18 protein-coding genes and 2 rRNA genes are annotated in these 26,292 nt (G+C 61.3%); 13 read left to right on the forward strand and 7 right to left on the reverse strand.

Annotation, left to right across the window (positions count from 1 at the left end; all coding sequences use genetic code 11):
• From AACW30_RS25490 to AACW30_RS25525, 8 genes are all read left to right on the forward strand, one after another.
• Positions 1-99 (forward strand): 23S ribosomal RNA (locus AACW30_RS25490); the annotation flags it as partial.
• A 168-nt stretch (positions 100-267) separates the two neighbouring features.
• Positions 268-383, forward strand: a 5S ribosomal RNA gene (rrf, locus tag AACW30_RS25495).
• A gap of 166 nt (positions 384-549) precedes the next feature.
• A complete protein-coding gene (gene recC, locus AACW30_RS25500) occupies positions 550-3,999 on the forward strand; it encodes an exodeoxyribonuclease V subunit gamma (RefSeq protein ID WP_200623771.1) in 3,450 nt (1,149 codons plus the stop codon).
• The gene (gene recB / locus AACW30_RS25505) at positions 3,996-7,670 is read left to right on the forward strand and encodes an exodeoxyribonuclease V subunit beta (protein WP_200623772.1); all 3,675 of its coding nucleotides are present in this window, start codon (positions 3,996-3,998) and stop codon (positions 7,668-7,670) included. The genes recC and recB overlap by 4 nt, the downstream gene beginning before the upstream one ends.
• On the forward strand, positions 7,667-9,736 hold the full coding sequence (gene recD / locus AACW30_RS25510) for an exodeoxyribonuclease V subunit alpha (RefSeq protein WP_200623773.1): 2,070 nt from the start codon (positions 7,667-7,669) through the stop codon (positions 9,734-9,736). The genes recB and recD overlap by 4 nt, the downstream gene beginning before the upstream one ends.
• A 141-nt stretch (positions 9,737-9,877) precedes the next feature.
• The gene (locus AACW30_RS25515; protein ID WP_106578168.1) at positions 9,878-10,444 is read left to right on the forward strand and encodes a YfiR family protein; all 567 of its coding nucleotides are present in this window, start codon (positions 9,878-9,880) and stop codon (positions 10,442-10,444) included.
• Entirely contained in the window at positions 10,441-11,703 is a 1,263-nt protein-coding gene (locus AACW30_RS25520; RefSeq protein ID WP_106578169.1) for a diguanylate cyclase domain-containing protein, read from the forward strand. The genes AACW30_RS25515 and AACW30_RS25520 overlap by 4 nt, the downstream gene beginning before the upstream one ends.
• A 4-nt stretch (positions 11,704-11,707) precedes the next feature.
• Positions 11,708-12,199, forward strand: a complete 492-nt coding sequence (locus tag AACW30_RS25525) for an OmpA family protein (protein WP_200623774.1) — start codon at positions 11,708-11,710, stop codon at positions 12,197-12,199.
• A gap of 1,363 nt (positions 12,200-13,562) precedes the next feature.
• Here AACW30_RS25525 and AACW30_RS25530 read toward each other — a convergent pair.
• On the reverse strand, positions 13,563-13,853 hold the full coding sequence (locus AACW30_RS25530; RefSeq protein ID WP_124418471.1) for a DUF3077 domain-containing protein: 291 nt from the start codon (positions 13,851-13,853) through the stop codon (positions 13,563-13,565).
• Between the two features lie 327 nt (positions 13,854-14,180).
• Complete coding sequence (locus AACW30_RS25535) at positions 14,181-15,128, reverse strand: LysR family transcriptional regulator (protein ID WP_106578172.1); 948 nt, start codon at positions 15,126-15,128, stop codon at positions 14,181-14,183.
• Between the two features lie 129 nt (positions 15,129-15,257).
• Between AACW30_RS25535 and AACW30_RS25540 the strand changes: the two genes are divergently transcribed.
• Together AACW30_RS25540 and mmsB are read left to right on the forward strand one after the other, a co-directional pair.
• Positions 15,258-16,775, forward strand: a complete 1,518-nt coding sequence (locus AACW30_RS25540; RefSeq protein WP_106578173.1) for a CoA-acylating methylmalonate-semialdehyde dehydrogenase — start codon at positions 15,258-15,260, stop codon at positions 16,773-16,775.
• Between the two features lie 14 nt (positions 16,776-16,789).
• On the forward strand, positions 16,790-17,677 hold the full coding sequence (gene mmsB, locus AACW30_RS25545) for a 3-hydroxyisobutyrate dehydrogenase (RefSeq protein WP_200623775.1): 888 nt from the start codon (positions 16,790-16,792) through the stop codon (positions 17,675-17,677).
• Between the two features lie 247 nt (positions 17,678-17,924).
• Here mmsB and AACW30_RS25550 read toward each other — a convergent pair whose 3' ends face one another.
• Positions 17,925-18,269 (reverse strand): cupin domain-containing protein, encoded by a 345-nt coding sequence (locus AACW30_RS25550; protein ID WP_010566207.1) that lies wholly within the window; start codon positions 18,267-18,269, stop codon positions 17,925-17,927.
• Between the two features lie 386 nt (positions 18,270-18,655).
• Between AACW30_RS25550 and kynB the strand changes: the two genes are divergently transcribed.
• Both kynB and kynA read left to right on the forward strand, forming a co-directional pair.
• Entirely contained in the window at positions 18,656-19,306 is a 651-nt protein-coding gene (kynB, locus tag AACW30_RS25555; protein WP_106578176.1) for an arylformamidase, read from the forward strand.
• Positions 19,303-20,160, forward strand: coding sequence for a tryptophan 2,3-dioxygenase (gene kynA / locus AACW30_RS25560; protein WP_200623776.1), 858 nt, complete (start codon positions 19,303-19,305; stop codon positions 20,158-20,160). Before kynB ends, kynA begins: the two co-directional genes overlap by 4 nt.
• A gap of 142 nt (positions 20,161-20,302) precedes the next feature.
• Here kynA and AACW30_RS25565 read toward each other — a convergent pair whose 3' ends face one another.
• The 4 genes from AACW30_RS25565 to antA form a co-directional block, all read right to left on the reverse strand.
• Positions 20,303-21,706, reverse strand: a complete 1,404-nt coding sequence (locus AACW30_RS25565) for an amino acid permease (protein WP_200623777.1) — start codon at positions 21,704-21,706, stop codon at positions 20,303-20,305.
• Between the two features lie 72 nt (positions 21,707-21,778).
• A complete protein-coding gene (antC, locus tag AACW30_RS25570) occupies positions 21,779-22,786 on the reverse strand; it encodes an anthranilate 1,2-dioxygenase electron transfer component AntC (RefSeq protein WP_179609818.1) in 1,008 nt (335 codons plus the stop codon).
• Positions 22,787-23,029: 243 nt separating this feature from the next.
• Positions 23,030-23,521, reverse strand: coding sequence for an anthranilate 1,2-dioxygenase small subunit (gene antB, locus AACW30_RS25575; RefSeq protein ID WP_124418464.1), 492 nt, complete (start codon positions 23,519-23,521; stop codon positions 23,030-23,032).
• Positions 23,521-24,912: an anthranilate 1,2-dioxygenase large subunit gene (gene antA / locus AACW30_RS25580; protein ID WP_200623778.1), complete on the reverse strand. Its 1,392-nt coding sequence runs from the start codon at positions 24,910-24,912 to the stop codon at positions 23,521-23,523. Before antA ends, antB begins: the two co-directional genes overlap by 1 nt.
• A 351-nt stretch (positions 24,913-25,263) precedes the next feature.
• Between antA and AACW30_RS25585 the strand changes: the two genes are divergently transcribed.
• A complete protein-coding gene (locus tag AACW30_RS25585; protein WP_200623779.1) occupies positions 25,264-26,256 on the forward strand; it encodes an AraC family transcriptional regulator in 993 nt (330 codons plus the stop codon).
• Positions 26,257-26,292 lie beyond the last annotated feature (36 nt).

Consider the following 26,292-nt stretch of genomic DNA (forward strand, 5'->3'; position numbering starts at 1 on the left):
CTGAAGGGCCGTCGAAGACTACGACGTTGATAGGTTGGGTGTGTAAGCGCTGTGAGGCGTTGAGCTAACCAATACTAATTGCCCGTGAGGCTTGACCATATAACACCCAAGCAATTTGCATGCTCTGTGCTGAAAAGCAAAGAGACCAGATTGCGGTGTGTGAAGACGAAATGAACCGAAAGTTCGAATCTCACAAAACACCGAAAGCTGTCACATACCCAATTTGCTGAAGCGAGGCCATCTGGTCACGACTCAGTACCCGAATTTCTTGACGACCATAGAGCATTGGAACCACCTGATCCCATCCCGAACTCAGCAGTGAAACGATGCATCGCCGATGGTAGTGTGGGGTTTCCCCATGTGAGAGTAGGTCATCGTCAAGATTAAATTCCAGAGCCCCTGTTTGCTAACGCAAACAGGGGCTTTGTTTTGGGCGGTCGAAAACATTCCGGTCATCACCGTTTCAGTCGGCTTGCCTCACTTGCAGCCTGCGGCCGCCTTCAATGCTAAAGTCGCTGCCTCGATTTTGCTTTTCCCAAGGAAGCCGTTATGCCGGATGCGACGTCCCTCAGCGCTGGATTCATGGTGGTTCACGGCAACCGCCTGGACGAGCTGCGCAGCTTGGTGGTCAGCTGGATGCGCCGCTATCCGCTCGCGCCCTTGGAAAACGAAATCGCTCTGGTACAAAGCAACGGCATCGCTCAATGGCTCAAGTTAGCCCTGGCTGAAGACCCAGAAGACGACGACATGGGGGGCTGCGGCATCGCTGCGGCAATCGACGTGCAACTGCCCGGCAGCTTCATGTGGCAGCTCTATCGCATGGTCCTGGGCCGTGACGAAATCCCGCCCAAGTCCCTGCTCGATAAAGCGCCTCTGACGTGGCGCCTGATGCGCCTGCTCCCTGAACTCATCGATCAACCGCACTTCGAGCCGTTGCAGCGCTTCCTTACTCACGACACTGACCTGCGCAAACGCTATCAACTGGCTGAACGCCTGGCCGACCTGTTCGACCAATACCAGGTGTACCGTGCCGACTGGCTGGAAGACTGGGCTGCTGGCCGCCACCAATTGCGTAACGGGCGAGGCGAATCCAAGCCCCTTAATCCCGCAAACTGCTGGCAGGCCGAATTGTGGCGTGCATTGCTGATCGACGTCGGTGAGGAGGGGATGGCCGAAAGCCGCGCCGGTGTGCACCAGCGCTTTATTGAACGCATCAATACCCTTGAACAGGCGCCCGCAGGCTTACCATCCCGAGTGATTGTTTTCGGCATTTCCTCATTGCCTGCGCAAGCCCTTGAGGCGCTCGCCGGCTTAGCGAGGTTCAGCCAAGTCTTGCTCTGCGTGCACAACCCTTGCCGTCATCACTGGTCCGACATCGTTGCCGACAAGGACCTGCTGCGTAATGAATACAAACGCCAAGCGCGCAAAGCCGGCATGCCGGTCACCATCGATCCGCAAACCCTGCACCAGCACGCCCACCCGCTGCTGGCCGCTTGGGGCAAACAGGGCCGTGACTACATCAGCCTGCTGGACAGTTACGACGACCCCAACAGCTACCGCGCCGCCTTCCGTGATGGCCGCATCGACCTGTTCAGTGACAGCGAGCCCACCACGCTGCTCAACCAGTTGCAGGATGACATCCTCGAACTGCGCCCACTCAACGAAACGCGCGAGCTATGGCCGGCCGTCGATCTAAATAACGACAGCTCCATCCGCTTCCACATCGCCCACAGCGCCCAACGCGAAGTGGAAATTCTCCACGACCAATTGCTCCAACGTTTCAGTGCCGACCCGACGCTGCGCCCGCGCGACATCATCGTCATGGTCCCTGACGTTGACAGCTACGCGCCGCACATTCGCGCCGTGTTTGGCCAACTTGAGCGAAGCGACCCACGCTTCATTCCCTTCACCCTTACCGACCAAGGCCAGCGCGGCCGTGACCCTCTGCTGATTGCCGTCGAACACCTGCTCAAACTCCCGGACAGCCGCTTCCCGGTCAGCGAAATCCTCGACCTGCTCGACGTCCCCGCCTTGCGCGAACGTTTTGCCATCAAGGAGCGTGACCTGCCTACGTTGCACCGCTGGATCGAAGGGGCGGGTATCCGTTGGGGCCTCAACGCCGAGCAACGCGCGGGCCTCGGCTTGCCGCATGAGCTGGAACAAAACAGCTGGCGATTTGGCCTGCGCCGCATGCTGCTGGGTTACGCCGTCGGCACCGGCGTCGCCTGCGACGGCATCGAACCCTACGATGAAATCGGCGGCCTCGACGCGGCCCTGATCGGCCCGTTGGTCTCCTTGCTCGATGCGCTAAACGACGCCCATCAGGCCTTGTCTCAACCGGCAGCGCCCCATGAGTGGGGTGAACGCCTGCAACGCCTGATGCAACTCTTCTTCCTGCCCAGCAGCGAACACGACGACTACCTCTTAGGCCAACTCGAACAACTGAGAGAGGACTGGCTGGAAACCTGCGAGTCCGTCGGCCTGCAGGACGAGTTACCCCTCACTGTAGTCCGCGAGGCTTGGTTGGCCGGCCTGGACCAGGGCCGTCTGTCCCAGCGCTTCCTCGCCGGAGCTGTCAATTTTTGTACCCTGATGCCCATGCGCGCCATCCCGTTCAAACTCGTTTGCCTGCTCGGCATGAACGACGGGGATTACCCGCGCGCGCAACCGCCGTTGGACTTCGACCTGATGGGCAGCGACTACCGCCCCGGCGACCGTTCACGCCGCGAGGACGATCGCTACCTGCTGCTCGAAGCCCTGCTGTCCGCCCGCGACCAGCTCTACATCAGTTGGGTCGGCCGCAGCATCCGCGACAACAGCGACAGGCCGGCCTCGGTACTGATCGGCCAACTGCGTGACCATATCGCCAGCGGCTGGCACAACGCACACCAGCAAGAATTGCTCGAAGCAATGACCCAGGAACACCCGCTCCAACCCTTCAGTGCGCGTTATTTCCATGAGGGCGATGCGCTTTTCAGTTACGCCCGCGAGTGGCAGTTGCTCCACGAGGCACCCGAGGTTCCAGTTAAAGAACACGAACTGGCAGAGCACCAACAGGAAGAACCCCTGAGCCTCGGCCAGTTGCAGGATTTCCTGCGCAACCCGGTCAAACACTTCTTCAGTCAACGTCTGAAAGTGTTCTTCGAAGCCGCCGAAGTACCGCTCGCCGATGAAGAGCCCTTCGTGCTCGACGCGCTGCAACGCTACAGCCTCAGCGACAGCCTGCTGAACGCCGCACTGACCCAGCCCGATCATGTGGATCAAGCACTCAGCGCCCAGGCCCTGCGCCTGCAAGGCAGCGGCCTGCTGCCCATGGTGGGTTTCGGCGAGTGCCTGCGTAACGAACTGATCGAGCCGTTGCCCGATTTGCTGCAACGCTACCGCCACTTATTGGCACTTTGGCCCACGCCACAAACCACCGCCGAGCCGATCAGTTTTGAGCATCAAGGCATCCAGTTGGAAGGCTGGTTCAGCGGCCTGCACCGACGCAGCGATGGCGGCTTGCTCAGCGTGACCACCATCCCCAACAGCATCGGTTCGATCAAGACGCGTAAGTGGCACCGTCTGATTCGCCCCTGGGTCAATCATGTGGTGGCGTGCGCCTGCGGCCTGCCACTCAGCACCGGTTTGGTGGCGAGTGACGACACCTTGTTACTCGCCCCGCTGGATCAATCCAATGCTCGGGAAATCCTTGGCAACGTGCTGCTGGCCTGGCATACCGGCATGCGCAAGCCGCTCCCGGTAGCCGTTAAAACCGCCTTCGCCTGGCTCGGCCAAACCGATCCCGCCAAAGCCCTGGCCGCCGCAAGCAAAGCCTATGAAGGCGACGGCCTGACCACCGACGGTGAGCGCCGCGAAACCCCTGCACTCACCCGCCAATTCCCCGACTTCGCCACGCTCATCGCCAGCGAAGAATTCGAAGGCTGGGCCGAAACCCTGTATCGCCCATTGCTCAATGCACCCTGGCGATCGCTCAACAGTGAGGAGGCCAGCGCATGATGGGTAAACCTTTAGCCCTGGCCTTCCCGCTAAAAGGCAGCCAACTGATCGAAGCCAGCGCCGGCACCGGCAAGACCTTCACTATTTCCGCGCTGTACCTGCGCCTGGTGCTTGGCCATGGCGGCGACGAAGCCGGCTTCGGCCGCGAGTTACTGCCGCCTCAAATTCTGGTGGTGACCTTCACCGATGCCGCCACCAAAGAGCTGCGCGAACGCATCCGCGTTCGGCTGGCGGAAGCCGCACGTTTCTTCCGCGACGAAATCGAGCAACCGGACGCATTGATCGCCGACCTGCGCGACCAATACCTCCCCGAACAATGGCCCGCCTGCGCCAATCGCCTGGACATCGCCGCGCAATGGATGGACGAGGCCGCCGTCTCGACCATCCACAGTTGGTGCCAGCGCATGCTGCGCGAGCACGCGTTCGACAGTGGCAGCCTGTTCACCCAAACCCTGGAAACCGACCACAGCGACCTGCTCGGCGAAGTGCTGCGTGACTACTGGCGGCTGTTTTGCTACCCGATGCACGACGACGCGCTCAACTGGGTGCGCAAAAACTGGAGCGGCCCCGCCGCCTTGATGCCCCGCGTACGTGCGCTGTTCGGCAGCGAACGGCCCACTGGCGAAAGCCGTGAGCCCGCCGAGCTGATCAACGCGTGCCTGCAAGAGCGCCGCGAAGCCTTGGTAAGTCTCAAGGCGCCGTGGCAACAATGGGCCGCCGAACTGCGTGATATCTGCCTGCAAGCCGTGGCCGCGAAAGCCGTCGACGGCCGCAAGATGCAGGCGCGTTACTTCGAGCCCTGGTTTGAAAAAATCAGTGCCTGGGCGGCTGACGAAACCCTCGAACAACTGGACATCGGCACCGGCTTCACGCGCCTGACGCCCGACGGCATGGCCGAAGCCTGGAAGGGCGAGCCGCCGAATCACCCCGGCATCGACGCCATGGCCACTCTCAAAGCCAGCCTCGATGCCTTGCCAACACCCGACGCCGCGGTGCTGCAACACGCCGCCGGCTGGGTGGGTAAACGCTTCGAAGAAGAAAAACGCCGCCGCGCCGAAATGGGTTTCGACGACATGCTGATCCGCCTCAACGCCGCCCTGCAGGCCGACGGTGGCGAACGTCTTGCCAGTGTGATCCGCGAGCAATTCCCGGTCGCCTTGATCGACGAATTCCAGGACACCGACCCGGTGCAATACAGCATCTTCGACAGCATCTACCGCATCGAAGAAAACCACCTCGACAGCGGCCTGTTCCTGATCGGCGACCCCAAGCAGGCGATCTATGCCTTCCGCGGCGCCGACATCTACACCTACCTGCGCGCCCGTCAGTCCACCACTGGCCGTCACCACACACTGGGCACCAACTTCCGCTCCAGCCACGCAATGGTCGAGGCGGTGAACCACGTGTTCCAGCGCGCCGAAAGCGGCCGGGGGGCTTTCCTGTTCCGCGAGCCGAATGGCGACAACCCGGTGCCGTTCCACTCGGTGCTGTCCCAGGGCCGCAGGGAGCAACTGCAAGTCGATGGCCACACGTTGCCGGCAATGAACCTCTGGCACCTGCCCACCGATCAGCCGATTTCCAACGCGGTGTATCGCCAGCAACTGGCGGCTGCCTGCGCCACCCAAATCGTCGCGTTGCTCAATGGCGGGCAGCAAGGTACCGCCGGTTTCCTACACGCGGACGCCAGCTTCAACGGCGTCCTTCCGTCAGACATCGCCATCCTGGTACGTGACGGCAAAGAAGCCCAAGCCGTGCGCGCCGAGTTGGCCGCTCGGGGCGTGCGCAGCGTGTACCTGTCTGACAAAGACTCGGTCTTCGCCGCCCAGGAAGCCCACGACCTGCTCGCCTGGCTCAAGGCCTGCGCAGAGCCCGACGTCGAGCGCCCGCTGCGTGCCGCGCTGGCCTGCGTGACCTTGAACCTGTCACTGCCGGAACTGGAGCGTCTGAATCAGGACGAACTGGCGTGGGAAACCCGCGTGATGCAGTTCCGTGGCTACCGCGCGATCTGGCGCACCCAAGGCGTGCTGCCGATGCTGCGGCGCCTGCTGCATGATTTCAAACTGCCGCAAACCCTGATCGCCCGCAGCGATGGCGAACGCGTGCTGACCAACCTGTTGCACCTCAGCGAGTTGCTGCAGCAGGCCGCGTCAGAGCTGGACGGCGAGCAAGCGCTGATCCGTCATCTGGCCGAACACTTGGCCCTCTCTGGTCAGGCCGGTGAGGAGCAGATTCTGCGCCTGGAAAGCGATGAGCAATTGGTCAAGGTAGTGACCATCCATAAATCCAAAGGCCTGGAGTACGACCTGGTCTTCCTGCCGTTCATCTGTTCGGCCAAGCCCGTGGATGGCAGTCGCCTGCCGCTGCATTACCACGACGAACAGGGCAAATCGCAAGTCAGCCTGCGGCCCACCGCCGAATTGATTGCCCAGGCCGATGATGAGCGCCTCGCCGAAGACCTGCGTTTGTTCTACGTGGCGCTCACACGGGCCAAACATGCGTGCTGGCTGGGCATTGCCGATCTCAAGCGTGGCAATAACAGCAGCTCGGTCCTGCACCTGTCCGCGCTCGGCTATTTGCTCGGCGCCGGTGCGTCGCTGGGCGAGTCTGCCGGCCTGGCGCGCTGGCTGCTGGATTTGCAGCAAGGCTGCGCCGCGATCCACTACGGCCATGTCCCGGACGCGCAAGACACGCTGTTTCACCCGCCGCGCAACGCAGCCACGTTGCTCGCGCCGTTGCTGCCCAAGCGCAAGGCCGCCGAAAACTGGTGGATCGCCTCTTACAGCGCATTGCGCATCGGCGACAGCATGAGCGCCGCGCCCCTCGAAGCACCGGAGAGCCCACAAGCCCAGAAGCTGTTTGACGACGAGCGTCTCGACCCCGACGCACCGCGTGAAGTGGCGGCGTCTGGTGGCGACATACACCGTTTCCCACGCGGACCAAACCCCGGCACCTTCCTTCATGGCTTGTTGGAATGGGCGGGCGAAGAGGGTTTCAACGTCACCCCCGAAGCCATCGAAAAAGCCGTAGGCGCGCGCTGTAACCGGCGCAATTGGGAAGGCTGGATCGTCACCCTCAGCGCTTGGCTCGGCCACCTGCTGCAAACGCCGCTGCCGGTGGATAACGATCAGCTCACCCTGAGCAGCCTGCAGCAGTATCAGATCGAGATGGAGTTCTGGTTCGCCAGCCACAAAGTCGACGTGCTGGCCCTCGATAAACTGGTGTGCCAGTACACCCACAACGGCGTGTCCCGCGTCGCCGCCGAACCGGTGCTGCTCAACGGCATGTTCAAAGGCTTTATCGACCTGACCTTCGAACACGACGGCCGCTACTACGTGGCTGACTACAAATCCAATTGGCTCGGCCCTGACGATTCGGCCTACACCTTAGAGGCCATGGAACACTCGATCCTCGAGCATCGGTACGACCTGCAATACGTGCTTTACCTGCTGGCCCTGCACCGCCAGCTGAAGGCGCGCCTGCCGGATTATGACTACGACCGCCACGTCGGCGGTGCGCTTTACGTGTTCCTGCGCGGCACGGAGTCGGTGAGCAAAGGCGCGTATTTCACCCGGCCGCCACGTGAACTGATCGAAGGCTTGGACGCGTTGTTCCAGGGCAAACCCATACCGCCCAAGGTTGAGCCCGCCTGGGAACAAGGAGTGCTGCTATGAGCCTGTCGCCGTTACCGCTTGAAGCGCTGATGCCGCTCAACCGCGCCGCCGACCTGCTGCAACTGCTCGAACGCTGGGTTGACCGGGGTTGGCTGCGCGCGTTGGACAAGGCTTTTGTGGGCTTCCTGCACGAACTCGATCCGCAGGCCGACCCTCTGGTGTTGCTGGCCGCGGCCTTAACCAGCCACCAATTGGGCCATGGCCATGTGTGCCTCGACCTGTTCGAAACCCTCAAGGCGCCGGATTTCGCCCTGTCGTTGCCGCCCGAAGGCGACCTGCAGACCGGCGCGATGCTGCTGCCGTCGCAGCTGCTCGACGGCCTCGACGGCGCCCACTGGTGCCACGCGTTGGCTGCCAGCCAATTGGTCGCCCTGGCGCTTGATGGCAGCGAAGCCGCGCAGAGCCGCCCATTGGTCTTGTCCGGCAAACGCCTTTACCTGCGCCGCTACTGGACGTACGAACGGCGCATCGACACAGCCTTGCGCCTGCGCCTGGCCACCCAGGAAGACATCGCCGCCGATTTGCCGCAACGCCTCAACAGCCTCTTCAACCAACCGCCGCCCGACGGCGTGATCGACTGGCAAAAGCTTGCCTGCGCCTTGGCCACGCGCGGTGCTTTCAGCATCGTCACCGGCGGCCCCGGCACCGGCAAGACCACCACCGTGGTGCGCCTGCTCGCGCTGTTGCAGGCGCCGGCCGTGGAAGCCGGCAGCCCGTTGCGCATCCGCCTGGCTGCGCCCACCGGCAAAGCTGCCGCACGCCTTACCGAATCCATCAGCCAGCAAGTGCAGTCGTTGACCGTGCCCGACAGCGTGCGGGAAAAAATCCCGACAGAGGTCACCACTGTCCACCGTTTGTTGGGCAGTCGCCCGGGCACGCGGCACTTCCGCCATCACCTGGGCAACCCGTTGCCGCTGGACGTGCTGGTGGTGGACGAAGCCTCGATGATCGACCTGGAAATGATGGCCAACTTGCTGGACGCCTTGCCGCCCCACGCACGCTTGGTATTGCTGGGCGACAAGGACCAGCTTGCCTCGGTCGAGGCCGGCGCCGTACTGGGCGATTTATGCCGCGACGCCGAAGCCGGCTGGTACAGCCCCGACACGCGCCAATGGCTGCAAGCGGTCAGTGGCGAAGACCTCAGCGCCAGTGGCCTTCACGAAGACCTCGACGCCAGCCATCCGCTGGCCCAGCAAGTGGTGATGCTGCGCTATTCGCGACGTTTTGGTGAAGGCAGCGGCATCGGCCAATTGGCACGCTGGGTCAACCAGCAAAACGCCGAAGAAGCGCGCCAACTGCTCGCTGCGCGCAGCCACGATGACCTGTTCTGCCTCAGCCTCAAAGGCGAGCATGACCACGCCCTCGAACGGCTGATATTGGACGGGCAGGGTGGCGACGCCCAAGGCTATCGTTATTACCTTAACTTGCTGCAAAGCGCACGCCCGGCCCTCGACACCCCGCGCGAAGACCTCGCCTGGACGCACTGGGCGCAGCAACTGCTGCAAGCTTTCGACGCCTTCCAGTTGCTCTGCGCTGTGCGCAAAGGCCCGTGGGGCGTAGAAGGGCTGAACCTGCGCATCACCGCGGCCTTGCGCAAAGTGCGGTTGATCGAAGGGGACGAGCAATGGTACGAAGGCCGCCCGGTGCTGCTGACCCGCAACGATTACGGCCTGGGCTTGATGAACGGCGACATCGGCATCGCGCTCAAACTGCCCGAAAGCGATGGCGGCCCCCACGTGCTGCGCGTGGCCTTCCCACGTAACGATGGCCAGGGCGGCGTGCGCTTTGTACTGCCCAGCCGCCTGAACGATGTGGAAACCGTGTACGCCATGACCGTGCACAAGTCCCAGGGCTCGGAATTTACCCACACCGCGCTGATCCTGCCGGATGCGCTGAACCCGGTGCTGACCAAAGAACTGATCTACACCGGTATCACCCGCGCCAAACGCTGGTTCAGCCTGATCGAACCGCGTGGCGGCGTGTTTGAAGAAGCCGTGCGGCGTAAGGTCAAGCGCTTGAGTGGGTTGATGCTGGATTTGGACGTACCGGCTGGAAAAACTGACTGATTGGTCATGAAATATTTCTGATTCAGTCGTCTGAATTTTCTGGAAAAATAGCGGACTCCGCGAAGGCCCAGCTTCGCGGGGCCTTCCGCCGCTGTGCTATCGTTGCGGCATCACCCTGAAAAACCTGAAGAGAATCGCTGCATGAACGTGGCTGTCTCGCCCACAGAGCGCAGTTTGAGCTGGAGACGCATGTTACTGGTGGCACTTCTGTGCGTGCTCGCCCCGCGAGCATTTGCCCAGGCCCCCGGCCCGGCAGATCAGCGCGCCCAGGCGGTGACGCAAGTGGTGCTCGGCATCCTCAGCTATGCACGCTGGCCGGTGGAGCCTGCGCAACTGCGCTTGTGCATCGTCGGGCCCACCCAATACACCGATGACTTGGTCAAAGGCACTACCCAGGCGACCGGTCGTCCGGTGGTGGTGCAGCGTTTGCTCGCCGATCATCCTGATATCGTCAGTGCCTGCGACGCCGTGTACATCGGCAAACTCAGCGCCGATGAACGCTCGCGGTTGTTTACCTCACTGATCGGCCACCCGGTGCTGAGCATCAGCGAAGGCGGCGACCAATGCACCGTGGGCAGCCTGTTCTGCCTGCGCGTGGGCGATGAGCAGGTGTCATTTGAGGTCAACCTGGACTCCGTCGCCCGCAGCGGCGTGCGCATTCACCCCAGCGTGTTGCAGTTGTCCCGCCGTCGAGCGCCTGCGTCATGAGAACCCCGAAAGCGCGGCCGACCTTGCGCTCGGTCATCGGCCGTGGGCATTTGATCCTGGCGTTGGTGGCCGTGACCCTGGCCAGTGTGTCCTTAACCCTGCTCGGCGTGCTGGCGCTGCGCGTGTATGCCGAGCACAACCTGCACCTGATCGCGCGGTCGATCAATTACACCGTGGAAGCGGCTGTGGTGTTCAACGACAGCGCCGCCGCCACTGAAGCACTGAGCCTGATTGCCTCCACCGAAGAAGTGGCCCAGGCCGAAGTCTTCGATGCCAGCGGCAAACTGCTGGCGCAATGGGTGCGGCCGGAAACCGGCATGCTGTCCCAAGTCGAACTGGCACTGGCGCATGCCTTGCTCGAACAGCCCATCAGCCAGCCGATCCTGCACCAGGGGCAAACCGTGGGCAGCATTCACGTGGTCGGCCACGGCGGTAGCCTGCTGCGCTTCCTGCTCAGCGGCCTGGCCGGCATCGTGATTTGCACCGCCCTCAGCGCCTGGGTGGCGTTGTACTTGGCGCGGCGCCTGCTGCAGGGCATCACCAAACCGTTGCAAAGCCTGGCCGCGGTGGCCCACGCCGCCCGTAGCGAGCGAGACTTTGACCGACGCGTGCCACCGGCGCAGATCGCCGAGCTCGACAGCCTGGGCAGCGACTTCAACGCCCTGCTCGGCGAGATGGAAGCCTGGCAGAGCCACCTGCAAAGTGAAAACGAAACCCTGGCTCACCAGGCCAGCCACGACAGCCTGACCGGCTTGCCCAACCGCGCGTATTTCGAAGGCCGGCTGATCCGCGCGTTGCGCAGCGCCGCCAAGGTCAATGAACGGGTCGCCGTGTTGTTTCTCGACAGCGACCGTTTCAAAGACATCAATGACAACTTCGGCCACGCCGCCGGCGATGCAGTGCTGGTGGCCGTCGCCGAGCGGGTGCGCGCGCAGTTGCGTGAAGATGACCTGGTGGCGCGCCTGGGCGGTGATGAGTTCGCGGTGCTGCTGGCGCCATTGCATAAAGCGGAGGATGCCCAGCGTATTGCCGACAAGATCATTGCCAGCATGGACACGCCGATCCGGGTGCCCGGCAACACCGAGGTGTTGACCTCCCTCAGTATCGGCATTGCCATCTACCCCGATCATGGCGCCACTCCCGGCACCTTGCTCAATGCCGCCGATGCGGCGATGTACCAGGCCAAACGCTTGTCCCAGGGCGGCCAGCAAACGGCGGATTCGGAGCCCACCGCCGCAAACGTTATCCACAGGAGTTGATCCCTTGTTCTCGACCGCGCGTTTCATGTTTATCACGTTACTGGTGGCATTCCTTGCCCTCGGTGGGTGCCAGACGGCCCCACCCAAAGGCCTGACACCGGCGCAAATTGCAGTCCTCAAACAGCAGGGTTTTGAACTGACTGACGAAGGTTGGGCGTTTGGCCTGTCGGGCAAAGTGTTGTTTGGCAGCGACGTTGAAAGCCTCAACAAAGCCAGCACCGATATCGTTGAACGCATCGGCAAAGCCCTGTTGGGCGCCGGGATCGAACGCGTGCGCGTCGACGGCCACACCGACGCCTCGGGCAAAGAAACCTACAACCAGCAACTGTCCCTGCGCCGCGCCAAAAGCGTGAGCAACGTGTTGACCGGTGTGGGCATGAAGGAAGAAAACATCCAGCTGCGCGGTTTGGGCAGCAGCGAGCCGGTGGCGCCGAACACCACCGTAGCGGGCCGCACCGAAAACCGGCGCGTGTCGATTGTAGTGATCGCGGACTGAGCGGGTTCACCCCTCTCAATCTGAAATGCCATCAAACTGTGGGAGCGGGCTTGCCGGCGATAGCGGTGTATCAGCAGCAAATAAGCTGGCTGACCCACCGCCATCGCAGGCAAGCCAGCTCCCACACTAATTTGTGCCTGACGCAAAATTTCCACCCGGCACAGTTCAAAAATGTGGGAGCGGGCTTGCTCGCGAATGCGGTGTATCAGCAGCAAATAAGCTGGCTGACCCACCGCCATCGCAGGCAAGCCAGCTCCCACACTGATTTGTGCCTGACGCAAAATTTCCACCCGCCCCAGTTCAAAAATGTGGGAGCGGGCTTGCCCGCGAATGCGGTGTATCAGCAGCAAATAATCTGGCTGACCCACTACCATTGCAGGCAAGCCAGCTCCCACACTGATTTGTGCCTGACGCAAAATTTCCCGCCCACCACAGCCCCAAATGTGGGAGCGGGCTTGCCCGCGAATGCGGTGTATCAGCAGCAAATAATCTGGCTGACCCACCGCCATCGCAGGCAAGCCAGCTCCCACACTAATTTGTGCCTGACGCAAAATTTCCACCCGCCACAGTTCAAAAACTGTGGGAGCGGGCTTGCCCGCGAATGCGGTGTATCAGCAGCAAATAATCTGGCTGACCCACCGCCATCGCAGGCAAGCCAGCTCCCACCTACATTTGCGCCTGACGCAAAATTTCCCACCCACCATAGTCCCAAATGTGGGAACGGGCTTGCCCGCGAATGCGGTGTATCAGCAGCAAATAATCTGGCTGACCCACCGCCATCGCAGGCAAGCCAGCTCCCACCTACATTTGCGCCTGACGCAAAATTTCCCACCCGCCACAGTTCAAAAATGTGGGAGCGGGCTTGCTCGCGAATGCGGTGTATCAGCAGCAGATAATCTGGCTGACCCACCGCCATCGCAGGCAAGCCAGCTCCCACACTAATTTGTGCCTGACGCAAAATTTCCACCCGCCACAGTTCAAAAAGTGTGGGAGCGGGCTTGCCCGCGAATGCGGTGTATCAGCAGCAAATAAGCTGGCTGACCCACCGCCATCGCAGGCAAGCCAGCTCCCACACTAATTTGTGCCTGACGCAAAATTTCCACCCGCCACAGTTCAAAAAGTGTGGGAGCGGGCTTGCCCGTGAATGCGGTGTATCAGCAGCAAATAATCTGGCTGACCCACCGCCATCGCAGGCAAGCCAGCTCCCACACTGATTTGTGCCTGACGCAAAATTTCCCGCCCGGCACAGTTCAACTGTGGGAGCGGGCTTGCCCGCGATGGCGGTCGTTCAGGTAATGATGTATTGGCTGATCCAGCGCATTCGCGAGCAAGCCCACTTCCACCTTTATGCCGCAGTGTTCGCTTAACTGCCCGGCGTCATCGCTTGCGTCAGGTCATCCACCACGGCTTTGCCCATCTCACACAGGTAATGCGCGGCCCAGGCGTATTGCTCGCCGCGCACGTCCATGGCGGCTTCCATCGCGAGTTTCTTGGAGTAAAAAAGCAGGGTGGAGGCGTGTTCCAGGGCTTGCTCAATCGGCATGCCGGCGTTGACGCGGAACAGGGGTTGTTGGTTTTCGCCGTAGTCGCCGAACGTGACGACGCCGAGGGTGGTAATGGAGGAAAGCGGTGGATCGGGGACGATTTTTGACATGATGTTTCCCAAATTTGCAGTAGGGGTCACCACGGCATGTCGCTAAACATGAAGAGGTGGCAGCTGTACACGGGTTAGCGAACCGGTAAATTTGGGAACCCGGCAGACCCGAAGGTCTCCCGCGTACAGCCGCCATAAAACGGTAAAGACAGGTCAAACGCCTGGCAATACTTTGGCATCACATCCCCAACTAATCCGAGTCGCTAAACCCGATCGCTGATGAGCAGCGAAGTCAGGAGGCTAGTGACCCAAACGGTAAGGCGCAATGGGGTAGAGAGTCTCTAGGAAACGTCCTGCAAATTAAAGCGAATCGTCATTGATGGCCCTTTAATCCGCGAACGTTATCTCCCGCGTTTCCCCCATCAACAACCCGGTGTTCTGCTCTGTCACCTCTCGGATGTAATCCCACAACAACGTAATCCGCTTCAACTTGCGCAAATCCTCCCGGCAATACATCCAGAACTGCCGCGTGATCGAAATCTGCTCCCCCAATACCGGCAACAACCGCGGATCCTGCGCCGCCAAAAAGCACGGCAATATCGCCATCGACCGACCCTGCTGCGCCGCCACGTACTGCGCGATCACGCTGGTGCTGCGCAAACTCGCGCTGGCGCCGGGCACTACATTCGCCAGGTACAACAGCTCCGAGCTGAACGCCAAGTCATCCACATAACTGATAAACGGATGCTCAGCCAAATCCGCCGGGCGTTGGATGGGCGGGTGTTGGTCGAGGTACTCCTGGGTCGCGTACAGCTGCAGTTTGTAGTCGCACAGCTTGCAGCATACATAGGGCCCGTGCTCCGGGCGTTCCAGGGCGATGACGATGTCGGCTTCGCGCTTGGACAGGCTGATGAAGTGGGGCAGGGGCAGAATATCCACCGAAATCGCCGGGTACGTGTCGACAAAATGGCTGAGCTGCGGGGTGACAAAAAAACTGCCGAAGCCTTCGGTGCAGCCCATGCGCACGTGGCCGGACAGCGCCACGCCGGAGCCGGACACCTGCTCGCACGCCATGTGCAGCGTGCTTTCGATGGACTCCGCGTAACCCAGCAAACGCTGGCCTTCGGCGGTGAGCACGAAGCCGTTGGTCCGGGATTTTTCGAACAGCAGCGTGCCTAGCGACACTTCCAACGAGCTGATGCGCCGCGACACAGTGGTGTAGTCCACCGCCAGGCGCTTGGCGGCGACGCTGGCCTTGCGGGTGCGGGCCACTTCGAGGAAAAACTTCAGGTCATCCCAGTTCAGGGAGCCCAAGGACGTGATGTTTTTTTGCATATTGGACCGGCTTTTATGTGCGTTCTTATTAGAGATTTGCACATCTATACTCCAAAAACAGTCCGAACGCCTCATTCCCAAGGCGATTCACGCGCCTTGTCTCTGCATAACTACAAGATTGGAGACCACATGAACGCTTCTGCCGACATTTCCGTGCAACAGGTCAAGTTGCTGATCAACGGTGAATGGGTCGAGTCCAAGACCACCCATTGGCAAGACATCGTTAACCCGGCCACCCAGCAAGTGCTGGCCAAAGTTCCTTTCGCCACCGCCGATGAAGTCAACGCGGCCATCGACGCTGCCCATCAAGCCTTCCAAACCTGGAAGCTGACGCCGATCGGTGCGCGCATGCGCATCATGCTCAAGCTGCAAGCCTTGATCCGTGAACATTCCAAACGCATCGCTGTAGTCCTCAGTGCCGAGCAGGGTAAGACCATTGCCGATGCCGAAGGCGATATTTTCCGTGGCCTGGAAGTGGTCGAACACGCGTGCTCCATCGGCACATTGCAGATGGGCGAATTCGCCGAAAACGTCGCCGGTGGCGTCGACACCTACACCCTGCGCCAACCTATCGGTGTGTGCGCCGGTATTACCCCGTTCAACTTCCCGGCGATGATTCCGCTGTGGATGTTCCCGATGGCGATTGCCTGCGGTAACACCTTCGTACTCAAGCCGTCCGAGCAAGACCCGCTGTCGACCCTGTTGCTGGTGGAGCTGGCGCTGGAAGCCGGTGTGCCGGCCGGCGTGCTCAACGTGGTGCACGGCGGCAAGGATGTGGTGGATGCGCTGTGCACCCACAAAGACATCAAGGCTGTGTCCTTTGTCGGCTCAACCGCCGTGGGCACTCATGTGTACGACCTGGCCGGTAAACACGGCAAGCGCGTGCAGTCGATGATGGGCGCCAAGAACCACGCCGTGGTGCTGCCGGACGCCAACCGCGAACACACGCTGAATGCCTTGGTCGGTGCCGGTTTCGGCGCGGCGGGCCAACGTTGCATGGCCACCTCGGTGGTGGTGCTGGTGGGCGCGGCCAAGCAATGGCTGCCGGATCTGAAAGCGCTGGCGCAAAAACTCAAGGTGAATGCCGGCAGCGAAGCCGGTACGGATGTCGGCCCGGTGATTTCCAAACGCGCCAAGGCGCGCATCCTGGAGCTGATCGAAAGCGGCGTGAAAGAAGGCGCCAAGCTGGAGCTGGACGGTCGCGACATCAAGGTGCCGGGCTTCGAGCAAGGCAACTTCGTCGGCCCCACCCTGTTCTCGGGCGTGACCACGGACATGCAAATCTACACCCAGGAAATTTTCGGCCCGGTGCTGGTGGTGCTGGAAGTTGCGACCCTCGATGAGGCCATCGCGCTGGTCAACGCCAACCCATTCGGCAACGGCACCGGCCTGTTCACCCAAAGTGGTGCGGCGGCGCGTAAGTTCCAGAGCGAAATCGATGTAGGCCAGGTCGGCATCAACATTCCGATTCCGGTGCCAGTGCCATTCTTCAGCTTCACCGGTTCACGCGGTTCCAAGCTCGGCGACCTCGGCCCCTATGGCAAGCAAGTGGTGCAGTTCTACACCCAGACCAAAACTGTCACGAGCCGCTGGTTCGATGACGACACGGTCAATGATGGCGTCAACACCACCATCAACCTGCGCTGATTCGGGAGACGACCATGAAGATTGCATTTATCGGCTTGGGCAACATGGGCGCGCCCATGGCCCGGAACCTGATTAAGGCCGGGCACGCGCTGAACCTGTTCGACTTGAACCAGACCGTGCTCAAGGAACTCGCCGAACTGGGCGGCACCATCAGCGACTCACCACGCGATGCCTCAAAGGACGCTGAGCTGGTGATTACCATGCTGCCGGCCGCCGCCCATGTGCGCAGCGTGTGGCTGAATGAAGACGGCGTACTCGCTGGAATTGGAAAGGGCGTGCCCGCGGTGGATTGCAGCACCATCGACCCACAAACCATCCGCGATGTCTCTGCGGCGGCGGCCAAGCAAGGTGTTGCAGTGGCTGACGCGCCGGTCTCCGGTGGCACCGGCGGCGCACAGGCTGGGACGCTGACCTTTATGGTCGGCGCCACCCCGGAGCTGTTCGCCACCCTGCACCCGGTGCTGGCGCAGATGGGCCGTAACATTGTGCACTGCGGCGACGTCGGCACCGGCCAGATCGCCAAGATCTGCAACAACCTGCTGCTCGGCATCAGCATGGTCGGCGTCAGCGAAGCCATGGCGTTGGGCGATGCGCTGGGCATCGACACCCAAGTGCTGGCCGGTATTATCAACAGCTCCACCGGGCGCTGCTGGAGTTCCGACACCTATAACCCCTGGCCGGGTGTGATTGAGACCGCGCCGTCATCGCGGGGCTACACCGGTGGTTTCGGCGCCGACCTGATGCTCAAGGACCTGGGCCTGGCCACCGAGGCTGCGCGTCAGGCCAAGCAACCGGTGATTCTGGGCGCCGTGGCCCAGCAGTTGTATCAATCGATGAGCCAGCGCGGGGAAGGCGGTAAGGATTTCTCGGCGATCATCAATAGCTATCGCAAACCCCAGTAGAGTGCCAAGCCCGCTTGCCGTAGCAAGCGGGCTTTCTATGGCAAATGGGCTTGTATGGCAAATGGGCTTTTTGTGGCTGGCAGACTTGTTGTGGCGAGCGGGCTTGCCCCGCGTTGGGCTGCGCAGCAGCCCCAATAAAGTCAACGCATTTTCCCAGCCAAACCGCGGTGCCTGGACCAGGGGCCGCTACGCAGCCCAACGCGGGGCAAGCCCGCTCGCCACAAGGAAGTAGTCCGAGTTAGGTTGCTCAGGCAAACACAAAATACTTACGCACCGTCTCAACCACTTCCCACGTGCCCTTCATCCCCGGCTCCACCACAAAGATATCCCCAGCCCGCAGGTGAATCGGCTCCAGGCCTTCCGGGGTGATCACGCAATAGCCTTCCTGGAAATGGCAGTATTCCCACTTCACGTATTCCACGTACCACTTGCCCGGTGTGCAGATCCAGGTGCCCATGATCTTGCTGCCGTCTTCGCTTGTGTAGGCGTTGAGGTTGACGGTGTGCGGGTCGCCTTCGAGTTTTTCCCATTTGCAGGCATCCAGGACCGGCAGTGGGTGGGTGTCGCGCAGTACGGTGATGGGCTTGGACATGGTGGCTCCGAGGCAGGGGGACGAGAGTGGAACCCTATAGCGTCGGCGATCGGGTCAGTGGTCTGAACTCGACATCGGGATGCCCAGAAGCGCAGGCGAATGCGATTGCTCTGACACCCATGCAGTCCCTGTGGGAGCGGGCTTGCTCGCGAAAGCGGTGGCTCAGCCCGCACATGTCTTGACTGGCACACCGCCTTCGCGAGCAAGCCCGCTCCCACATTGGATCTCCAGTGTTTGAGCGGCTTTGGTCAGAAAAAATATTCGGGCGCCAATCCGGCATTTCCTCGCAGTAGCTGCGAAAGAATTCCCGCCTGGCGCTGGAATTAGCAAGAAAATGCACGGCCGGCCCTCGTATCATTCACCCCAGAACGAGTGAGAGCCTTGAAATGAACCCAATAAAAACGTGGTGGGATATCAGCCCGCCCTTGAGCACGGCGACCCCGACCTGGCCGGGCGATACGCCGTTTCAGGAAGAGCGCGTGTGGCAGTTTGGCCCCGAGTGCCCGGTGAATGTGGGCCGCGTGACGTTCTCGCCGCACACCGGCGCGCATGTAGATGCCCCGCTGCATTACAGCGCTGACGGCGCGCCGATCGGCGAAGTGTCGCTGGACGTGTACATGGGCCCGTGCCGGGTGTTGCATTGCCTGGGCAGTGGCGCGCTGGTGCAGCCGCATCAGTTGGAAGGCCGTGTGGATAACTTGCCCGAGCGTGTGTTGCTGCGCACTTATCCACAAGCGCCCCTGACCGAATGGGATTCGAACTTCACCGCCATTGCGCCGCAAACCATCGAGCTGCTCGCCAGCCTGGGCGTGCGCCTGATCGGTATCGACACGCCGTCCCTGGACCCGCAACAGTCCAAGACCATGGATTCGCACAATGCCGTGGCCCGCCATGGCATGGCGATTCTCGAAGGCATCGTGCTTGATGACGTGCCGGAGGGCGACTATGAATTGATCGCGCTGCCGCTGCGCTTTGCCAACCTGGACGCGAGCCCGGTCCGCGCCATCCTCCGCCCGCTCAAGGAGCCCACGCGATGAGCCAATGCCCCTTCTCACCTGATTACCAGCCCCCGGAAGAATGGCATAACGCCGAGCTGAATTTTTCCGAGTCCATGAGCTACGGCGACTACCTGAACCTGGGCAAGGTCCTGAGCGCCCAGCACCCGCTGTCGCCCGACCACAACGAAATGCTCTTTATCATCCAGCACCAGACGTCCGAGCTGTGGATGAAACTGATGCTCCACGAACTCAAGGCTGCCCGCGAACACGTGCGCCTGGGCGAGCTGCCGCCGGCGTTCAAGATGCTGGCGCGGGTGTCGCGGATCTTCGATCAACTGGTGCACGCCTGGGCGGTGCTGGCCACCATGACGCCGTCGGAATACAAGGCCATTCGCCCGTTCCTGGGGCAGTCGTCGGGGTTTCAGTCGTTCCAGTACCGTGAGATCGAATTTATCCTCGGCAATAAAAGCGCGGCGCTGTTGCGGCCTCACGCGCACCGGCCGCAGTTATTGAACGAGTTGAAAGTGGCGATTGCCACGCCGTCGCTGTATGACGAGGCGGTCAACCTGATGGCGAAAGCCGGTTTGGCGATTGACCCCAAACGCGCCGAGCGCGACCCGACAACGGCCACGGTTCACGATGAGTCGGTGGAAGCGGCCTGGCGTGAGGTGTATCGCGACCCGAACCGGTATTGGGATTTGTATCAGTTGGCCGAGAAGTTTATCGACCTGGAGGATTCGTTCCGCCAGTGGCGCTTCAGGCATGTGACCACGGTTGAGCGGATCATCGGCTTTCAACCTGGTACGGGCGGCACCGAGGGCGTGGGGTATTTGCGCAAGATGCTCGACACGGTGCTGTTCCCCGAATTGTGGCGAGTGCGTTCCACGCTATAAAAAAAGCCCCGGAATCCCGGGGCTTTTTCATGAGCAATCCAATCAAGTGTGGGAGGGGGCTTGCCCCCGATGGCAGCGTGTCAGCCACCGCATCCGGTGTCTGACTCACCGCCATCGCGGGCAAGCCCGGCTCCCACAGGGATCAATGTGCATTCACCACAGCGCTACCCTTTTTGACCCGCATCCGGTAGGCCATGTAGATAATCCCCACCCAAACCGGCATCGCATACACCGACTCACGAATGCCATCGATCGCCAGCATCACGCTGACAATCATCGCCATGAACGCCAGGCACAGGTAGTTGCTGAACGGGAACCAGAAGGTCTTGAACGACGGCGTCACGCCTTGCTCGCCCATGGCCTTGCGGAACTTGATGTGAGTGATGCTGATCAGCGCCCAGTTGATCATCAGCGAGGCAACCACCAGTGCGAACAACAACTCCAGGGCGCTCTTGGGCGCGACGTAGTTGACCACCACGCACAGCATCGTCACCAGTGCCGAAATCGCCAGGGCGCGCAGCGGCACGCCTTGCTTGTTCAGCTTCATCAGCGCTTTGGGCGCATCGCCTTGCTCGGCCAGGCCGAACAGCATGCGGCTGTTGCAGTACACGCCGCTGTTGTACACCGACAGCGCCGCGGTCAGCACCACGAAGTTGAGGATGTGCGCGGCGGTGTCGTTACCGATCAGCGAGAAGATCTGCACAAACGGGCTACCGCTGTAGGGATCGCCCGACGCGCCGAGGGTTTGCAGCAGTTGGTCCCACGGGTACAGCGACAGCAGCACGGTCAGTGCGCCGACGTAGAAAATCAGAATCCGGTAGACCACCTGGTTGATGGCTTTGGGGATCACTTTGCGCGGCTCGCTGGCCTCGGCAGCGGTGATGCCCACCAGCTCCAGGCCACCAAACGAGAACATGATAAAGGCCATCGACATCAGCAGCCCCATGCCGCCATTGGGGAAGAACCCGCCGTGGCTCCACAGGTTGCTCACCGCGGCTTGCGGGCCGCCGGTGCCGCTGAACAGCAGGTAGCAGCCGAGCACGATCATGCCGACAATCGCGACTACCTTGATGATCGCGAACCAGAATTCGGCCTCACCGAAGAACTTCACGTTCAGCGTGTTGATCAGGTTGACCGCCACAAAGAACACCAGCGCGCTGACCCAGGTCGGAATTTCCGGCCACCAGAACTGGATGTACTTGCCCACGGCGGTCAGTTCGGCCATGCCCACCAGCACGTAGAGCACCCAGTAGTTCCAGCCCGCCAGGAAGCCTGCGTAGCCGCCCCAGTATTTGTGGGCGAAGTGGCTGAAGGAGCCGGCCACCGGCTCTTCGACGATCATCTCGCCGAGCTGGCGCATGATCAGGAACGCGATGAAACCGGCAATCGCGTACCCCAGGATCATCGACGGGCCCGCCGACTTGAGCACCCCGGCCGAGCCGAGGAACAACCCCGTGCCAATCGCCCCTCCCAAGGCAATCAGCTGAATATGCCGGTTCTTCAGGCCACGCTTGAGGCCTACCGGGTTAACCATGTCATCCGCCATTAACATTCCCTTCTACTTGTTTTTCTCAGGGTTGATTGCACGCCGCACCCGCCCCTCAAAAGTACTGAGGGGTCAGATATTACTCTGCGTAAACTTTTCGTAATACAGCTGAACGCCAACAAGTGCCTGATCCAGCAGCCATTGTTGGATGGATTCGACCATCGGAGGGGGGCCGCACACGTACATATCCGCCGATTGGTCCCGCAATTCGGCCAGGTCGAAATGCTCGGTGAGGTAACCGCGCTTGCCGGGCCACTCGGGCGATGGGTCACTCAGCACTTGGGTGTAGCGAAACCCCGGGATTTTCGACGCGTAGGCTTCAATGCGTGTTGCTTCGCACAAGTCCTCGGCGCCCCGTACGCCGTAGTACAGGTGCACCGGCTGCTCGCAACCGTTGGCCGCCAGCTCATCGAGCATGCCGAGCAACGCCGACAACCCGGTGCCGCCGGCCACCAGCACCAGCGGTTGGGTGACATGCCGCAGGTAAAACGCGCCCAACGGTGCTTCCATCAACACTTCATCACCGACCTGGCAGCGCTCGCGCAGGTAGTTGCTCATGACGCCATCGGGCAGCAGGCGCACCAGAAACTGCAGCAGGTTACCCGGTCGGTTGGCGAAGGAATACGAGCGCCAGCTGTCGGTGCCGGGCACCGACAGGCGAGCGTATTGGCCGGGCAGGAAGTCCAGCGGCGCCTCCAACTGCACGTGCAATATGGCCGTGCTGGCCGAGACCAACTGCACCGCACTCACCAATCCGCGTACCTGCACCGGCCCCGGCGCATTGCACAGGCTCGAATCGAAATCGAAGTAAAACGTTGCATCGGATTTGACCCGCGTTTGGCAGCTGAGCATTTTACGTTGCTGCAGGTCGAGGCTGGAGAGCGCTTCCTCGTCGACATAATCCTGGCTGTAGTCGCCCGACTCGCAACGGCCCTGGCAGGTGCCGCACACACCTTCACGGCAATCCAGCGGGATCTTGATGCCGTTGCGCAAGGCCGCGTCCAGCAGGATTTCGTTGGCGCCCACCGGGAAAAACAGGGTTTTGCCGTCGGCAAAGCTGAAGGCCACTTTGTGATTCATCCGCATAACTCCGCGTATCTGATTGGATGGCTGACGAGTGAGCTTTTGTGGCGAGCGGCCTGTTGTGGCGAGCGGGCTTGCCCCGCGTTGGGCTGCGAAGCGGCCCCAATAAGGTCACTGCATTTGTGCAGTCAAACCGCAGTGGCTGGGCCAGGGGCGGCTTCGCGCCCCAACGCGGGGCAAGCCCGCTCGCCACAACAAGCCTTCTCGCCACAACCGGCCCGGTCGCCACGCCAGGCACGGTCAAAGGTGATAAAAATCCAGCACCGAATTGATGGTGTCGTTGAGCAGCAGGGCGTGCTTGCGGGTGATCAGCCAGCTGTCGCCGTGGGCTTTCAGGCTGTAGGTGGCGCTGCCATAGAACTGCTCCGACATGGCCAGCCGATAGAACAGCGTGTGCCAGTTCAACTTCACTTCCAACAGCCCGCCGGGTTGCTCGGCAATCCGCACATTATTGATCAGGTGCAAGGTGCGCGGCATTGGCGTGGCCGACGCCGCCTTGCCGGTGCGCAGGCGGAACACGCGGTCTTCCAGGCCCGAACGGTTGGCGTAATAGATCAATGACATCTCGCGCTTGGGGTCGCGGGTGTAGACGTGTTCCGAGTCCCATTGCGGCAGGTGAAACTCACTCTGCGGGTCGAACAACTGCACATACGCGTCCCAGTCCTGGGCGTCGCACAACTCGGATTTACGGTAGAAAAACTGCTCGATCTGGTACTGCAATTGCGCATTCATCACTTCACCTCCCGCAGCTTCAGCGCGTGTTGGTCCAGGCCGTTGAGCAGGAAGTACTGCCAGTTGCGGTGCTGGTTGACGTACAGGCCTTCGTGGGTGAACTCGGTGCCGGTCATCGCCGGTTGGATGCCGATGGCTTCGCTGTTCGGCGTAGGCCCGGTCTCCCAGCGATGGCTGCCGCGTGAGATATCGCTCCAGCGTTCCAGGCGGCCCTGGAAACCGCGCTGGGCTTCGCGAAATTCCACCAGGTCATCGGGTGTGCCCATGCCCGACACGTTGAAGAAATCCTCGAACTGGCGGATGCGGTTTTCGCGGTCGGCGTCGGACTCGTTTTTCACCCCCAGGCACTGACTGATAATTTCGGTCTTGTTCCACGCCACCGGGCGAATAATCCGCAGCTGCGAGCTGATCTGGTCGAGGAAGAACAGGCTCGGGTAGATGTTCAGGTTGCGCAGGCGGTGCATCATCCACTCGGCCTTTTGCTGCCCGTGTTCTTCCACCAGGCGGGGCATGATGGTGGCGTAACCGGAGCGCACGCTCGGGTTGGGCATGTCGCTGAACAACAGGCTGTGGCCGTTGTTGAAGGCGAACCAGCCGTCATCGGTGTTCGCATCGCCCGCGCCGAGCTTGCTGTAGTCCAGCGTGCTGGCGGAGCCGCTGCCGTTTTCGGTGTTCACCTGCTGACGATGCTGCACCGTGGCCACGTAGTTGTAGTGCACGGTGCTGACGTGATAACCGTCCAGGCCGTTTTCGTTCTGCAGTTTCCAGTTGCCGTCGTAGGTGTAGGCGGATTTGCCCGGCAGCACTTCCAGCTCACCGGTAGCGGACTGCGCGACCATCATGTCGAAGAACACTTTGGCGTCGCCGAGGAAGTCCTCCAGGCTGTCGCTGCCATTCACGTCCAGGCTGATAAACACAAAGCCCTTGTAGCTTTCGATGCGGGCTTTCTTCAGGCCGCGCGTGGCTTTGTCGAAGCCTTCCGGGTATTCCCCCGGCGCCTTGACCTTCACCAGCCGGCCATCGCTCTTGTAGCACCAGGCATGGAACGGGCAAGTAAAGGTGGATTGATTGCCTTTGCCGACGCGCGTCAGCGTGGTGCCGCGATGCTGGCAGGCGTTGATCAGCGCATTCAGTTGGCCCTCGCCATCGCGGGTGATGATCATCGGCTGGCGCCCGGCGCGCATCGTCACGAAGTCGTGGTTATGGGCCAGTTCGCTTTCGTGGCAGGCGTAGATCCAGTTTTTTTCGAAGATCAGTTCCATCTCCAGGTCGAACAGCTCCGGCTCGGTGAACATGTCCCGGGCGATGCGGAACACAGCGTCCGCCGGGCGAAAATCCAGGCAGCTTTCGATAAACGTTTTCCACTGCTCGACGCTTTTTGCACCACTCATGGGAGGCACCTTTTTGATAGGGGCTAATCGGTGGTTCATTAGAGGCAGCGCGGCAGGGTGCGGGCTATCCGCTTAATGGGCAGAGATGGGCCGCATAGTTGGGCCATATAGTTGGGCCGCATAGTTGGCGCGCGTCATTGGGCAGCAAATACCCAGTTCGGTGCAGCGAGGTGACGCGATGCGCTACTGTCATACCAAGGGAAAGTCGCAAAAACCTGCGGCTTATCCACATAGTCGATCGTTGCTATCCACCCCGTTGCATTACGGCGCGCGTGGCGTAGAACTTGCTGTCGATTGTCAACGACGCGCCGCCAGAGCGCGCAACCGCCTAACCGCCGTGGGTGCACCCTGATGAGTAGCCATACACGCGAAATCCATATTCGACGCTTCGACCTCGAAGGCGCCTGCAGCTGGATGTCCGGCATTTGTGGGCCGCACCGCCTGGCGACGTCGACGCCCGAGCGCCTGCGCTTTCACCACAGCGCCAATGTGTTCAAGTCCCGCGCTACCACCTTGGGCGTGATCGAGTACGGCACGGACGTGACCATCGGCATCGAAGACGCCGAGCACTTCAGCAGCTACAGCCTGAGCCTGCCATTGGTGGGCGAGCAGGAATTGAGCAAGAACGGCGAGCGGCTGAGTTCCAATCGCGACCAGGGCGTGATCCTGTCGCCCAACGAGCATCAGGTGCTGGCAATCTCCGGTGATTGCCGCAAGTTGCAGGTGGTGATCACCCGCGCGGCGATGAGTGAATCCCTGGAAGGCTTGCTGCAACGGCCGATTGAGGCGCCGCTGCGCTTTGAGTCGGTGATGGACGCGGTGGAGGGGGCTTCAGCGTCGTGGTGGCGCATGGCGCGGTATTTCATTGCCGAGCTTGAGCGCAGCAGCGAGTTGTATGAGCAGGCGGCCTTTACGCGTGACTTGGAAAGCTCGTTGATCAAAGGCTTGATCCTTGCCCAGCCCAATAACTATTCAGAAGAGCTGCGCGACGTGCTGGGCGTGAAGCTGCCGCATTACCTGATTCGTGCCCGGCAGTACATCCACGACAACGCCCGCGAAGCGGTGCATCTGGAAGACCTGGAAGCGGCTGCGGGCGTGTCGCGGTTCAAGCTGTTTGATGCGTTTCGCAAGTACTTTGCGCTGTCGCCCATGGCGTACTTGAAGAAGTACCGGCTGGGCGCTGTGCGCCAGGAAATCCTTGAGCAGGGCTCTACTCGGACCATTTCCGAGATTGCCCTGGGTTGGGGCTTTACCCATTTAGGGCGATTTTCGGCAGAGTACCGCAAGCTGTTTGATGAATCGCCCAGCCAGACCCTGCAGCGCAAGCGCCTGCGCAGTCTCTAAACCTTATGAAGATCAGAATGTGGGAGCTGGCTTGCC

The organism is Pseudomonas sp. MF6747 (assembly GCF_963890955.1).
GTDB lineage: Bacteria > Pseudomonadota > Gammaproteobacteria > Pseudomonadales > Pseudomonadaceae > Aquipseudomonas.